Annotated in this window: 9 protein-coding genes; 2 read left to right on the forward strand and 7 right to left on the reverse strand. The window is 45.4% G+C overall.

The window, feature by feature from the left end; all coding sequences use genetic code 11:
- Positions 1-181 precede the first annotated feature (181 nt).
- Positions 182-1789: a PKD domain-containing protein gene (locus BLS03_RS05095; protein ID WP_093269552.1), complete on the reverse strand. Its 1608-nt coding sequence runs from the start codon at positions 1787-1789 to the stop codon at positions 182-184.
- Between the two features lie 253 nt (positions 1790-2042).
- On the opposite strand from BLS03_RS05095, the gene BLS03_RS05100 reads away from it, so the two are divergent.
- Positions 2043-2792, forward strand: coding sequence for a substrate-binding periplasmic protein (locus BLS03_RS05100; protein ID WP_245696550.1), 750 nt, complete (start codon positions 2043-2045; stop codon positions 2790-2792).
- Here the strand turns inward: BLS03_RS05100 and BLS03_RS05105 are convergent.
- On the reverse strand, positions 2775-3662 hold the full coding sequence (locus tag BLS03_RS05105) for a LysR family transcriptional regulator (RefSeq protein ID WP_093269554.1): 888 nt from the start codon (positions 3660-3662) through the stop codon (positions 2775-2777). The two genes, BLS03_RS05100 and BLS03_RS05105, sit on opposite strands and share 18 nt — an antisense overlap.
- Before the next feature lie 360 nt (positions 3663-4022).
- Here BLS03_RS05105 and BLS03_RS05110 point away from each other — a divergent pair, with 360 nt between their 5' ends.
- Entirely contained in the window at positions 4023-6140 is a 2118-nt protein-coding gene (locus tag BLS03_RS05110; RefSeq protein ID WP_093270342.1) for a TonB-dependent siderophore receptor, read from the forward strand.
- An 87-nt stretch (positions 6141-6227) separates the two neighbouring features.
- On the opposite strand, the gene BLS03_RS05115 is transcribed toward BLS03_RS05110, so the two are convergent.
- The 5 genes from BLS03_RS05115 to BLS03_RS05135 form a co-directional block, all read right to left on the reverse strand.
- Positions 6228-7589: a cellulase family glycosylhydrolase gene (locus BLS03_RS05115; RefSeq protein ID WP_093270344.1), complete on the reverse strand. Its 1362-nt coding sequence runs from the start codon at positions 7587-7589 to the stop codon at positions 6228-6230.
- 441 nt (positions 7590-8030) lie between these two features.
- Positions 8031-8438, reverse strand: coding sequence for a hypothetical protein (locus BLS03_RS05120; RefSeq protein WP_245696590.1), 408 nt, complete (start codon positions 8436-8438; stop codon positions 8031-8033).
- A gap of 289 nt (positions 8439-8727) precedes the next feature.
- Positions 8728-9567, reverse strand: coding sequence for a DUF5675 family protein (locus tag BLS03_RS05125; RefSeq protein WP_093270347.1), 840 nt, complete (start codon positions 9565-9567; stop codon positions 8728-8730).
- A gap of 204 nt (positions 9568-9771) precedes the next feature.
- Positions 9772-10791 carry a toxic anion resistance protein gene (locus BLS03_RS05130; RefSeq protein ID WP_342720193.1) on the reverse strand — a complete coding sequence of 340 codons (1020 nt, stop codon included), beginning with the start codon at positions 10789-10791 and terminating at the stop codon, positions 9772-9774.
- Between the two features lie 204 nt (positions 10792-10995).
- Positions 10996-15858, reverse strand: a complete 4863-nt coding sequence (locus BLS03_RS05135; protein WP_093270352.1) for a DNA repair ATPase — start codon at positions 15856-15858, stop codon at positions 10996-10998.
- Between the last annotated feature and the right edge of the window lie 24 nt (positions 15859-15882).

The raw sequence follows: 15882 nt of genomic DNA on the forward strand, positions 1-15882 counted from the left end.
ATATTTTTGTTTGAACAAGCTTCCTATTTATCATTCGCCGACAAAAGGGTTACCTCAGCTAATTTCTAACTGCCTCGAACTTTGCAGTTTCAATGAATAGAAAAAGATCAATACGATTGAGCAAATAAAAACGCCGTACAACAAGCTGCGGCGTTTGGTGCACCAGAATCTTATCAAGGGGTTATAAATTGACTATCACACTTGGCGCGCAAACCTCCGTATTGAGATTACACAGTTGGTAGAGATAACTCGCGCCGCCCACGCCATTCACCTCATCGAGATGGGCGCCGCTGCCGTTGCTGTCACTATCAAAACTGCCGATAGACTGTTGATCACGGCTAATCGCGACTTGCGCCGCCGCGCAGCTCCAACTCAATTGCACTTTTTGCCGCCCTTTCACTTTGTAGCCCTCAGCGCTCAGCGCAAGGCAGCTGTCTCCGACATTAACGGTTTGCTCACTAACGTCCGTCGCTCCGCTATCATCGGTGACCGTTAACCTAACCTGATAAGCGCCTGCGACTGAATAGTCGTGAATCGGCGTTTGAATATCCACCGTGCTGGCATCACCGCTGAGTGTGGCACCATCACCGAAGTCCCACAGCCAAGACACCACGTTGCCATCGGAATCACTGCTGGTATCGCTAAAGCTAACGGCTAGCCCTTCAACACTGTAGGAGAAGTCAGCCAGCGGCGGGTTGTTAATCAAGCCACTACCATCATCAATCACCACGTCAAAACGACTTAATACTGGGTCGATTGGGCTGGCAAAAGTTACACCACCACCGCCAGCAAACAGTAAGCCCACGGGATGATTTCCGGTTTGAGTGACGATCAGCGAACCTGAATCGCCGCCAGCACTGAAAGTCGTCGCATCGTTGTTATCGTTATCGGCAATCGAGAATTGGTTACTAAACAGCGCACTTTTACGACAAGTACAGAACAGCGCGTTACAACGCACGCTATAACACACTTCCACCGTGGTATTAATAGTTTGCACTGTACCGAGGGTGTGCGATGTCGTGCGGCCATATTTTTGCACCTGTTGACCCAGTGCGGCGGCGGCGGTCACACCACTAGGAATGCCGTAACCATCTGATGGTGTGGCATTACTAAGTTCAAGCGCCGAGCTTTGCGCAATCGCAGCATCCATCGCATTATTGCCATTGAAGTTAATCGCCTCAAAATCGGAAAGCTGGCCAATCACATCACTGGATTCAACACCGCCATCGTAGCTACCGGGCTGAAGAATGTTGTCGCCAAGGCTAGCTGCATTGCTGTCGGCGTAAACATGGTTATTGCTCAGTGCATACACATTCCCACCAGCGTCAATCACCCGAGCGCCAATCGTACCGGCAGTAATATTAGGATGCCCCGACGATATTCCAATTGGTGCTGGGCGAACCCGCGCCGTCGTATCAAACTGCGCCATAATTAACCCGGTCACTTGGCGCTCTACTTTGATGCCATCAAGCTGGTTTGGGATTCCTGACAGCGCAGTGTCACGGACAAAAACGCGAATAATCACTTGGCCTGATGCGTCAATACCAACACCGCTACCGAGTACACCATCTATTTTCATTAGCCCCGGCGCGTGTTTTCTCTGTGCAGTTATCGCCTGTTGAATCAGAGGATGTAGCTTGGTTAAACCCATGCCCGTGGCAGAATTTTGCGCAGCATGCGCCACGCCAATCAGGCTTAAGTGGATTTGCGCGTTGCCAAGCGCCAACACGCTTAACAACGCTAAAAATAAGCTGCGACGCACAAGGCGCGCTATCATTGCATGTTTCATCGTCACTCTCCGCTTAGCGGCCAGTGTGAGACTTTGTGACCACCGATTAGCAAAAGTTCATGACTAAAGTTTAGTTAATTAATTTATCAGTAAAGACGTAATGCGCAGAAGCACTGTGCTATCACCGCTAAGAGGCGAAATGATAACGAAAAATAATCACAACTTTTTTGTCGCTAGCGAAGAAGAATCCATCCGCCTCTAAAACCCGTGCTTATACTTATAAACTATCGAGGTAGATAAACCGGAGAGTCCAGTGAAGCATATACGTTCTCAGATATTTACTGCGCTTTGCGCTGTGCTGTTTTCTACTTCAAGCTTTAGCGACACCTTGATTGGCGACTTTCGCCATCGACCGCCGGAAATGGTGGTTGACCTAGATAACTACCAATTGAGCGGGCCACTTAAAGACGTCATTGAACAGGCGGCAGCTAAATTAGGGCATACCATTGAATGGCGTGTGGTGCCATTTATTCGCAGCTTGGACAATCTCAAAAACCACAAAACCGACATCGTGCCACGAGTCGTTCATACCATAGAGCGCACCGAATTTATTGAATATCTGGGCCCTATCGGGATAGAGCGTTATGACATTCACTTTGTGACTCAACTAAACGGCCCCAAAATCGCCGACTATCAAGACTTACGTACCCTGCAGATTGGTATGAAACGCGGCACCGCTTATTTCGTGCGCTTTGACAACGACACTGAGCTGCATAAAACCGCCGTGGCGGACGATTTTAACCTCGCTCGTATGCTCAGAGCTGGGCGTATCGATGCAGTGATTGTGTTGGATCTGCCAGCGCTCATCGCTGAATTGCAGGCAATCGAATTTAAACACTACCAACTCGCCGACTATGTGTATCCGAATCCTATCGGTAATTATTACGGCATGCCGCTTAACCATCCTCAAGCGCCAGCGTTCAATCAAGCCCTTACTGAGATGCGTCAAGACGGCACGATCACCAACATTTACCGTAAATATGGCTTATCCTTGCTCGAATAACACGAGTTGCAGAAACTTGGCCAACGCCGGGTTATCAGAGCTTTTTTTATACACCAAATTCAGAGCAATCGACTGTGGCAAGTTATCGAGCGCCATATAGCCAATGCGCGGTGATTGACGCGCAAAATGGCGTTCATTCACAATCGCCACACCGCCCCCAGCGGCGACTAAGCCCAAAATCGTTCCTTCGCCATGCGCCCATTGGGTCATGCTTGGGCTCCAACCAACCTTGTCAAACAAGCTTTGCTGCCAATTGTGATAATAAGGGTCTGCGCTATGGGTTAAACGTACCGCCGGCAGCTGATTTAGCGCCTCGATACTCATATCTGCAGAAATTTTATCTTGCCAATCCATCGGGTAAGCGAGCACTAATTTATCTTCGCTGATCGGTTTAATCGCGTATTCATCAGACAGCGACGGAAAATAATACAAAAACGCCGCATCAATTTGCTCAAGCTCCAAGCGTTTAAGCAGTACCATTGGAGAGTCAGAAAACACTTCCAGTTCCACGGCTAAATTGTCATCGCGATAACGATTGAGTGACGTGGTCACCTCACCTTCCCACAACACAAAATCAGGGACACCCAATGCCAACGTTCCGTATTCGGTGTTAGCAAATTGGCGCACTTTGGCGTTTGCATCTTCAATTTGGCGAAAGATCGCACCAAGCTGCTTCTGGTACACCTTGCCTGCGCGGTTCAAACACAAACCTTTAGGCAAGCGGTCAAATAGCTGCACACCAAGCTCACTCTCTAATTCTTTGATTTTTCGTGAAATGGCAGGTTGAGTAATGTGTACTTTTTGCGCAGCTAAACGAATATTTTCGGTTTCAGCAACGGCTAAAAAGTACTTAAGGTGGCGTAATTCCATTCGATCACTTCTTAAACGGCATCGGTTGATAACTATATGTCAATTTCTTTAATTACAAATACGAAGCATTATCGTTTCGATATTTTGCACCAGCATCTATTTTGTCAGTGAATGGCTTCACGATTTTGTCATGGCCGGATTTCGCCCTGATAAAACGACGCTCGATAGTAACGCAACATCGAAGTCTTGTCTGGGTTTGTCGGCGTGGATTCGCTTTACTCGCCATTTTTGCCACGGCGCAAAGCACCTGTACTAACGATGCAAACTCACCTAATAAATGTGTAAGACATTAATTTAATACCTTGATTTTATTTAATTTATAAAAATATTCATAGCTCTTTGCAGTGTAGGATTCTGAAAATGGAAAAGATTGTTAGTGGTTGGCGTATCGCCAATTCGAAAAATGACACCAAGCGCGCATTACTGTGCTGCGTGCCAATGCTGGCTTATTCTGGGCTTAGCTTTGCCGAGCAACAAACCAATAATGATGAAAGTGCTCATCGCGTTAACACCGTGACCGTCTACGGCCAAGCCCTCTCCGATGATGCCAACACCACCGTCGCCAAAGAGTTGTGGGTCGGTGGTAAAGTCGCCACCAGTGTTGTCGATACGCCAGCGCTCGTTTCGGCCACCACCGAGAAAGAGATCGCCCAGCGCAACGCCGCAACCACGGAAGAAGTCTTGCAATATGCCTCCGGACTTATCACCGATTACTACGGCTCTGACGATCGCAACGACTATTTCCAAATTCGTGGCTATCAAGCCACTACCTATCGCGATGGCATGACACTCGGATCGATGCGCGGCGTGCGTGAAGATCCTTACGCTTATGAACGCGTTGAAGTGATTCGCGGAGCCAACTCGACGCTATTTGGTCCAGCCGACCCAGGCGGTTCGGTGAACTTCGTCAGCAAAAAGCCTAAGTTTGAAAGTTTTGCCAATAGCTATGTCAGCTATGGCTCGTTTGATCATAAAGAGCTCGGCGTCGACTTTGGTAACACGCTGAATCAAGATGCTACCCTAGCCTATCGCTTTACCGCCAAAATCAAAGACAGCGATTTGGAATACGATTACTCCAAAGATAATTCGCAATTGGTGATGGCCGGCATCAGTTGGCAACCATCCCTCGATACCACCGCCACTCTGCTTATCGATTATCTAGGCCGTGACGCTACGCCCAACAGTGGCGGTTACCCAATGGATAAAGAGTACGATCGCAGCGAATTTTATGGTGAACCGGACTACAACAAACACGATGTCGAGCGCACTAACATCAGCGCACAAATCGAGCATTACTTCGAAAACGGCCTTAAGCTCAGTGGTAATCTGCGTTACAGCCACCTGACTGACGATTTCGGTTACGTGTATCTTTATGATTACGAAGGTCGCACCGGCAGTGATATCTCACGCTACTATTTTGGCACCGACACCCGCTCGCACGAGTTAATTGGCAACACCATGTTGCAATACAACACCAGTTTTGAGCACGTCGATAGTAATACTCTGGTGGGCCTTGAATATCGTGATGCTTCTAGCCAAGAAACTTCGGTGTACGGCACCACCACCAGCATCAACATTGATAACCCAAGCTATAGCGGCGCGCCGACCATTGGAACGCCTTATGCCGATGACGACCAAGACTACACCACCAAATCCATCTTCTTGCAGCAAAACCTATCGCTGTATGACCGTTATATCTTAACTCTTGGGGTACGACACGATTTTCTCGATTTATCGAACCGCGATATCGACGATACCTACACCAGTGATGATTTTTCTGAGACGTCGCTGCGTGCTGCGCTGACCTATAAAGTGAGCGATGAGTGGTCGACCTACATTAGTCAAGTTGAATCAGTGGCGCCGCCTTCTATTGGCGTGAAACCAGAGCGTGGTGAGCAATTAGAACTTGGGGTGAAATTTGCACCGACGGCGATTAACGCGCTATTCTCAGCGGCGGTGTACGATCTCAACAAAAAAGACGTCACAATGGCGGTGGTGCAAGACAGCGGAATCATCGAGAAAGAAACCATGGGTGAAACGCGCGTGCGTGGTATCGACCTAGAGGCCAAGGCGGAACTGACAGAAAGTTTCAACTTAACCGGCGGTTACTCGTACATGAAATCAGAAGTGGTTAACGGCAGTACGAGCGGTGGTGCAAGCCTTAACGGCAATGAATTTGTCGCGACGCCGAATCACAGCGCATCATTATGGGGTTACTATACTTTGCCAATCAAAACCATCGACTTAGGCGTAGGCGCCCGCTACCTCGGCAGCTACTATTTTGACGCCGCAAACAGTGAAAAGAGCGAAGCGGTAACCTTGCTTGATGCTGCGTTTGCGTATCGCATTTCCAAAGCAGCCCAGCTGAGTGTGAACGTCCATAACCTGACCGACAAGCAATATGTGGTCGGCTCTGGCACCTCAGATTATTACAACCCGGGCCGCTCCATTAACGCCTCGCTAAATTACACTTGGTAGACAATCATTCATTTCAACGTGATAAAAGACTACTGTGATATGAATAAACAGTGATATAAGCAAAGAGCCGCATTTGCGGCTCTTTCTTTAGTTACACACATCTCCGGTGACCGCCGACGCACTGCCATCACCGCTTCCGATAAAGCCGACTTCGACGGTTTGCTGCGGTGCTATGGTTGCGTTCCAGCTTAAATTCGTTGCGCTGTACGCACCGCTTAACGTCGCTCCCCAGCTTTGACTAATGGTGGTGCCATCACTGTAGGACCAATTCACGTTCCAACCGTTAACTGTGCTATCGCCATTATTGGTGATGCGAATCGCGCCTTGAAATCCACCTTGCCAGGTTGACGTGATCACATGTTCGCACGTGACTGAACTTGAGCTCGCGGCGCTATCATCACTGGTCGAAGTATCAGAGTCGCTCGCTTGATCAGACGAATCACTCGACGTATCACTGCTTTCGTCACTGCTGGCGTCCACTGAAGTGCCCCAGTTTGAAATGATGCTTTTCACATAAGTCCCAGAGTCGGTAAGATCGCTGGCTGACCAATTGCCTTCTGCGCTGGCACCGGAGTTAATGATGGAAGCGCCTTCGTCTTTATCGCTCACCGCCCAGTTGGCATTACTGATGTTGTTGGTTTTCAGAAAATCCATCCAAGCATCAACGCTATCGCTGGCAACATCGCCATCGCCATCTGCGTTCACCGCCCCCCACTCGGTCACCATCAGCGCGACACCATTGTTTAGCGCTGTGCTGGCTTTATTACGCAAATATTGACCATGAGTGCCCGCATAAAAATGTAATGAATAAGCGATATTGGAACCTTCAATCGGGTCTTGCGAAGCCACATCGACATCTTGTGACCAGTTCGGCGTACCAACCACGATAAGGTTGTCGCTGTCGATGGCTCGAATCGCATCAATCACATTTTGCGCATAAGGTTTGATTACATCAGACCAACTGACCGCCAGCGGCTCGTTGTAAATCTCATAAATCACGTTATTGTTATCGCCATAACGGTTTGCCATGGTCTGAAAGAACGTAATCGCTGCCGCTTGTTTGTCTTCACCGTGATGGGTGTGAAAGTCAATAATCACATACATATCGTTGTCGATCGCAGCATCAATGACTTTATACGCACGCTCTAAATTCGCCTCCGGATCGTCGATATACGAACCGCTCTCATCTGCGCCAATTGCCACGCGAACAATTGAAGAACCCCAGTCGTCTTTAAGCCATTTCACGACACTGGCGTTGTACATTTTCTCTTGGCCCCAACCGGTGTTACTCCAGAAAAAACTATTGCCAGCAAAACTGGTTGCCTCACCGCCACTAAGAATTTGGTTGCCACTCACTGTTAGCGCTGGCACGCTCGCCAATGCGCTGCCACTCAATAACGCAACCGCAAGCGCCACAGCTTTGCCTTGAAAACATTTTTGTTTGGTCATAATTTTGCCTATTCCCTTACCAACTTTGTCTTAATAACCAGATAGTTATACGAACATCATTTTGTATAACCATTCTATATAAAATCGAACCAAGCCATAAATAAGTGGAATGCGCCGCTATGCCCAGAGCAACGCTTTATCATTGGGAGCAAAAATTCACTTTGACGAAAAATGACAAACAGCTTGTTGAAAAAACGCCACGCAGACGTATACAAAGCGATTGATAAATAAGCATAAAGTCAATAAGAATGGTGATTAAACATCACAAATTGAACAATGGCAGATAACGAACCAAGCACAGACAAGTCAAGAAATAGGCAAACGAGGCAAACAGCCGAAAGCAGATCGAAAAAGGCCGCTAATGTTTGCGGCCTTTTTAATTGTGACAAGTGCAACGTAAGATAAAGTGGCTTTATTTTTTTATGACATAACGCTTAACTATTACCGAGCATACTCTTCACAAACCGCTGTTTCGCGTGCGGTAGCCATATAGATATCATTATATTTACGGATCACTAAAGGTGATTGAGCATCATAGGAACCAACTTTTGCTTTGTCCGAAAAGCAAACATAAAGATCAGAGCCTTTCGCCTTAATTACTTTTAAAGAGTATCTCCAATCCTCACTATCAATTATTATCTCATCTTCAGTTATGGTAGTAGCTGGTTGGTTGATATCTTTAAACGTTTTATATTCATATCTATCCTTTGGCTCAATTCCAGGCATTAAAGAACTATTAAATGATGTAACATCCAGTGTATTATAAAGATCCTTCATCGGATAAGACATTGCAACATCAGACATAAATAAAAACAACAATATGATTTTTCTACTTTTTATTTTCATCATTTAACCTTCTATTGTGAATATTAACATTATCATTAATTTTCTTTATTAAAATAGTCGACTAGATATTGAGCCGACGTTGCCATTCTTTTCGACGAATCATTAATACTTAATATTTCTCTAGGTAATACTTTGGGATGAACGGGCCCATCAAAATAAAAGAACCAGAAACTAAATAAATTTTTATCATCAAATCCACTTAGTTCATCGTATGATACTTTAGGATTGTCAGATATTAACTCTTTCAATTCATGTTGATAAATATTAACCGCATCAGCCTCCCAGTGACCATTTATAGCAATACTGAATATAGATGAATATTTTTTATATTTTTTGATATTTCAAAGTACAACATCACATAATCATAAGATTCGTTATAGAGCTTTCCATAGTTATTATCAACTCCCCCGCCCTCCAAACCAAATAGCATTGCGTATTTTCTAAAGTCTTTAGGAAAACAATCGAAAAACATCAATTCCGATTCTTTTACTTTATTTTGAGCTCCTTCGAAATTCCCTTTCAAACAAGACACATCATCTCTAAGCGAGAAATAATTTTGATTTGCATATGAATGCAAAGGCACCAATAATAAAATTAATATTAAAAAGTTTTTTTTAATCATTTTGATAATTTTCTGTAATAATAATCTTAGCATTTTTAATCCAACTTTATTAAAATGACTTTTTATTTCTTCCAATTTTACAACGCTAGGCCCAACGTAATCCTTTCCTCGTTTAACACCACATAAAAGACACCATTCGCTATCCTCAGGAAAATTTCCGTTATGAATCAAAATATTTCTATCCTTGGGAGCTATTTCATTATATAACTTTAAGACACCTTTATAATGTCCACCATAATGCCAACATAAGGAGTATTCACCGATAGGTATTCGTTTATCTAAATCTCTAATTGTTGTATCAGGACCTGCAGGCTCTAGAAAAAATCCTTTTATAGACGAACCTTCAATATAAAACTCTCCAATCTTAGATTTTGATGTCTGCCATTTTCTCACATATCTAATACTTATAGAGTTCTGCGAACCTCTAGATATTGCCAATGGCCAAAAATACCAAAGCTCAGACCCCAGACTCAACTCAGAGCATTCATCCAGCCAACTAAATTTAGCCATCCGTTCCATTTGATCGCATTTAAAGCGCCCGAAGATTGGCGCTTATTATTCAAGTACGCCCCCAGTTAGCCCACTCGTTGATAACTATTAATGTCGAACACTGCTCCTGATTGGCGAACAACATATTGAAGGCCGCAAATTTTCACGGCCTAGTTCGTCGAAGATAAGTGCGACATGGCTGTCACAGAGGGTACGAGCGTCTCGCTAAGAGAGCGTCTGTGATAACGCATCTTTAAGTTCTTGCTCAGCTTGTTGTATCTGCTGCTCAGCAAGCTCACGTTGAGCTCTCCCTTCTTTGACTCGAGACAGTGTATTGGTCAATGTTTCAATCGTTAACCGATTCACCGCTTGTAACGAATCCATATCAAGGATGCCACGTTGGTAATTTTGCGCAATTTGCTCTTCCAGATCTTTTAACTGTTGGGCATTCTTCTGATATTGCAAATTGGTGTAGTCCTTCACCGCGGTGGTCACTTTTAACGCCTTTTCCTTTTCGTAGTTGGAAATCGCGATCAGAAACTGGCGCTTCCACAATGGCAACGTGTTATGCACGATATCTTGGATATCCTCCATTAACATTTTATTGCCCTCTTGCGATAACCTAATCTGAGGAGCGGTCTGAATCGCCGCTAAACGCGTCAACACCAAGTTATGCACTCGTTTTTCCAAGCGGGCCACCGCTTGAGACGCATCTCGATATTGCTGAGCATCCAACGCATCGCCGCTTAACTGGGATTTTTCCAATAATTGCGGTAGCACCGTATTGTTCAGTTCTGCCAACTGGTATTGACCGGCTTCAATGTAAATATCTAACTGCGACAGCAAGGTCAAGTTATGCTGATACAGAGTATCGAGCTGCTGAATATCGTGTCCAAGTTTAGCCTCTTGACCTTCCAAGCGTACGACCAACTTATCAAGATGTTCTTTTATCGAATCAAAACGTTGCGAAAACTTTTTGAATGAATCGAACAACTCGCCAATCAAGGGTAATTTTTCCAAAAAGCTGCGTTGACCTAAGCTGACAAATTCTGATTGATCCATTACTTCGACCATCGCTTGCAATACATCGCCCGCTTCTCCGGTTTCAGAAACTCGAACTTTCTCTAACACTTGATCGGAGAATGCGGTGATCTCTTCTAATACCTCTTTACCAAAAGTAATGGTGGCAATCGCATCAAATGGGTCAAATTTTTCCGCAATATCGACTGCTTGTTGAGACACCATCTGCTTCGGTTGATTGGCTGAGTTTGGTTGTGATGACTCAGGTGGTTGTGATGACTCTGGTACTTGAGCTGATTCAGTCATAGGAATAACCTCCATTTTGTTGCCTAACATTGACTGTCAAACAAGGAATTAAGTAACGTTTTAGACATGCCATATTGACGCGCTCTCGACCCTCACTGCCGGTATCTACTTCGAGGCTTATATTCATAACGACTCCTTTGCATTGGAGCGCGAAGAAAATCCCGCGATACTTTGATTGAGTAACGCTAATTGCTGAACCACTTGTCCAGCCCGATCTTCTGAGTCTCCCATTAGACGTTGTCTTTGATAGCTTTGCGTGATCTCATGCCAACGCGCGCGCTGTTCGTCGGTCATATCGCCGCGCAATTGTGCCAATTTAAGTAAGTTCTCTTCTGTGCCAGCCGCGAGAGTTTGAGCTTCGCCTTGATAGTGATCTTGAATCAACACGTTGAGTTCTTGGTCTGTCATAACCGCAGAGACTTTTTCAGCCAACTTATTCATATTTCGATATGAGCCTTGAAGTTTGAATGGAGGCTCCACTCGATAAGCATCTGCTGTAGCAGCGGATTGAATGTACTGTTGATTGACTTTCAAAATCGTGTCTTGAATACGCATCAGCTTTTTCAGCGTACTGACAATTTCGTCGGCTTCGGTCGCAGAATAGCTATGAGTCATATCACTCAACGCAATGCTTTCTCCTTGAGCAAGGCGCACAAAGCGATAAAGATCCTGTAAATCACGGGTAGCAAGCGGGGCTAAAACCGTATTTGAGGTAAGCGCGTTTTCAATAAAACTCAGTGCGAACGAGGTTTGTTGGTCGGATAGCATATCCCCCAAGTTATAAATATCCGCACGGTTGGCTAACATGTCCGGAATGCGAAACGCCTCGCCGCTTTCAGTGTACGGGTTGCCAGCCATAACAACGGCAAACTTTTTACCACGCATGTCGTAGGTTTTAGTTTGTCCCTGCCAGGTTCCTTCAATCCGCCGCGTACCATCACAAAGCGAAATGAATTTCTGCAGTAGCTCTGGATTAGTGTGTTGAATATCATCCAAATAGAGCAACACGTTATTGCCCATTTCAAACGCCAAATTGATTTTTTCAATTTCTCTGGCCGCATTTTTATCCGGAGCTTCCGATGGGTCTAAAGAGGTAACGCCATGCCCGATTGCCGGACCATTCACTTTCATAAACACCAAACCGAGTTTGGCTGCCACGTATTCAATCAAGGTGGTTTTGCCGTAACCTGGCGGTGAAATAAGCAGTAGCATCCCCATTAAATCGGTACGTTTTTTATCGCCCAGTGTGCCCATTTGCTTGGCGAAATTATCACCAATCAATGGCAGATAACTGTCACTGATAAGCTTATTTCGAACAAACGATGTTAATGGTCTTGGTTTGAATTCCTGCAAACGGAACTGTTGTTTAGCTTGGTTAAGCAGTTCGGTACGTTTTTCTAGATAAGCATCAAATCGAGGAACCACTTCGCGGCGGTGGTGCTCACAACGTTGTAAATAATCATCTAATACTATCTGCAAGTTGCCTTGTGTTAATCGAGGGTGTTCGCCTAACAGACCGGATATCTTGGCAGCGAGTGAAAAATCAACCGGGTGAAGAGCCGAGTGGACTTGAGTTTGGCAGACCGCAATCATGGCCGCTTCGACCACAAACGCCTCCCCTCGTTGCTGAGATTGCGAATACGGCGCGAGCCACTGCATATGGTCGGCCAAACACATATCTAGGTCCATCGCTTGATGCGACCATCCTAGGCTACGTCGGTATTGAAGATAATCTTCACATAGTTCAAATGCCTCTCTACTGACCGTGATATTCAATATCGGTTGCGCCAAGATTTGAATTAAGTAGTCACTGCTTTCGCGCGCATACGCGGCGGGTAAGGACTCCATTAAGCGCTGCTGTAATTCTTCGTAAGCCGCATTTGAGTGAAGATGGTTTTTCAACAGTAACGCATTATTGGCTTGCACTTGCCAGTCTTCGAGCGAAGCTTGTCGCCAACACCAAATCAGTGCGTTGGCTCTTGCCATTTGCCCAAAACGCAGCAACCCTGCTTGTTGATAGATGGGCAGTATTTGGCTGAGAATTAAGTGTGCATCATGATCATGAATGCCTTTTACATAACCTTCGCGATAGCGTGGCGCCGAAAACCGTTGTATCAGGCTTAATAGCTGATTGTCTTTTCGCGCCGCTTCAAGTTGCGATAGCGAATACTCATCACCCTGCTGCGCCGCATTCAACAGTAAATAGGCGAGATATTCGCCTCGATAGAGATGCTCGCTTTCCGACGTGACCTCTAACTTAGCGCTGTCCTGAAGTTGCAAAAATTGTTCATCGACAATCGGCTGATAAAAATCGGTGCCCGAGATATGGGTACAAAGTTGGTGGTGATATTCAATTAAACTCAAGTCCAGCGCCTGCTGGTTAACACTGAAACGGTGGCGCCCTAACTTAAGAACTTTGCCTCCTTGTTCAAAGATATCTTGATTATCACGCATCGCTCGCAATGATTGATCTTGAAGCGCCTTGAGCTTCGAATCTAACGCATCCGCTTTAACGCTATCACCTAATTCACGAATTGATGCCGATAATTGCTGCAACTTTACGACTAAAGCATCGGTAGCGAAATAGCTGTTCAGCTCCCCCACATCCTCAAATCGGCTGACACGTTTTTCAATGCTGGATAACGTCACCTGAGCGGCTTGCTGCAAATTTTGGATACGGCGTTGCTGGCCAGCCATTAACTGCTGCTTGTGGTTATCTAGTGTCGATTGAATCTCGTCACGTTTGGTATAAATTTCCGCCAAAAATTGATCAAAATCTGCAAAGCGTGACTCGAGCTTATCTAATTGGCCAATCAAGCGCGCCAGTTGATTATCACATTCATCTGGGGTGGTCGCCTGCTCCATAGCGGTATTAACAGCCTGTGACAGCAATTTGAATTGAGCACCAAACTCCGCTTGAGCCTCTTCCGTTCGCAAAGAACGGCTTTTACCGCGTACTTTGGCGGACAAGGCATTAAGCAACGAAGAAACTTCGGTGGTTAAATCAAGAATACGCGTTGATTGGGTTGGATCATCGGTTTCGATATCGGTAACTTCTTCGGTCACCAGCTGCAACTTAGCCCTTAACGCTTCGATATCCTTTTGCAACTCATTAAGCTCAGAGGTTTTTTCTGTGTCACTTAAACTCAGCTCAATCTGTTCAATTTCAGTTTTATACGGCTGGTATGCTTTGGGATCTTGAAGCAAGGTCAGCAGTTGCTGATTCAAGCCATGACGCTGCTGTGAAAGCGTATCAAGTAACGTCTCGACACCTTCGCTATCCATATAGTGCTGCTGATTCAACGCCATGACACGGCCAAGTGAACTTTTCACTTTAGCCAGAAATTCGATCAACACATTCGCCTGTTCCTTTGGCGCTAATTTTATTTTGCCGATTAGCTCTGCCACAGCAGTCCGTTGCGATGCGAGGCTTTGTTGAGCATTGAGCTTGAGCTGCTGAACTTTTGCAAACTCGTCAATAATATGATCAGCAGTATCCACTACATTTTGAATCGCAGAACCGATGCCCAATGCGTAATCATGTTGGAGCCAATGATAGTGGTCCAACGCACTATTACACTGCTTAAGTAACCATTCATACGCTGCTTGCGTCGCTTCATGATTCTGCGCCAACTGACAGATCGACAACACCGATGACAATGCGCGAACCAATTCGGCATTGCCCAAATTGAACAGAGGGCTGGTTCCTTGCGCTTGAGCGGTAATATTGGCGTAATATTCAGGGGTCGAATACGGTGTCTGCCAAATCTGCAAAGGATGCAGCGTCGACGCCTCTGGATTTTCTGCAGCCTGAAAAACTAACATTTGCCCATCGGCAGATAGACTGAATCCATGACTATCGAGTGGCGAAGAAAAGCGTTTCTCAATCAAATTGTACGAGAACGAGACATAAGCACCGGTGGCCTTATTGAAAAAGTAATAAATGACATCTTCACCGTTTGGTGACGCAATCTTGTAGAAAAACTCCAAGTCGACCCAAGGAATATCAAAAAACTTACTTTCACCGTTAGCTAATACGTAACCATGCGACAGCAACACGCCATGTTCTTCGGGTAGCACTTTACCAGCCTTACCCAAAGCATCGCTTCTCACGACCGTTTGATTAATCGGATTGTAAATGAAATAACGGGAATTTTTTTCTCGATGAGGCTTGATGCGCAGCGCGATCAACTCGCCAATAAAGACGTAATCAATACTCGCATCTGCAACGCTTTGGTGAAGATCATCTACCGGCTCTCGATAGATGCCTTTACCATCGTTGGTGTTGTCTTCAATTTTGATAGTGAGGTCACCACCAACGCATTCGACAAACAACTTATCTTGAATCGATACGTGTGGATGGGTACCTAGCACATGATCTTCTCGAGAGGTTGCAATCCACTCAAAATCAAACTGAGCGACTTTTTCTAATGTTGTATGACCAAGGGCGTCTAGGTAGCTAACCGAATCACGACCAATTTGGAAGCGAAAAACTTTGCGATCTTCCGGACGCATACCGATTTGAAATGCGATATACAACATGCTTTCCTGGCGCGCAATTTGCTGCAATTTGGCATCGCTGTAATAGGTAAATAATTCCGTAAATTCATGCACAAAGCGGTCATCTGCCAAGAAACTCTCTTCAATAGAAGTGGGCTCTAGACGAAATACTCCTTCGTTTTCATGCAGCTGATATAAGCCAAATACATCGTGCAAAGCAGGAATCGCCTTTAATCCAACCCGTACCTGATAGCCAAATAGCAATTGGTCGTTGACTTGCCCCATATCAATCGGTATACAACGTGCTTCGGTTTGCACATTAACCTTACCGATCAGTTTTATGTCTTGGCCACCAAACAGGTTTTGTCGATGTTGGTTAAAATCTTGAGCCAGCGTTTTTAGTTGTTGACCTTGCTGAGAAAGACGATTTTTAAGTACCTCATAAGCACCGCTTTCGCCCATCCCAAGTGGCTTATTTTCTGACATAGCAATACCTTGACTTCCCGCTCC

This window comes from Vibrio xiamenensis (assembly GCF_900100015.1).
GTDB classification, from domain to species: domain Bacteria; phylum Pseudomonadota; class Gammaproteobacteria; order Enterobacterales; family Vibrionaceae; genus Vibrio; species Vibrio xiamenensis.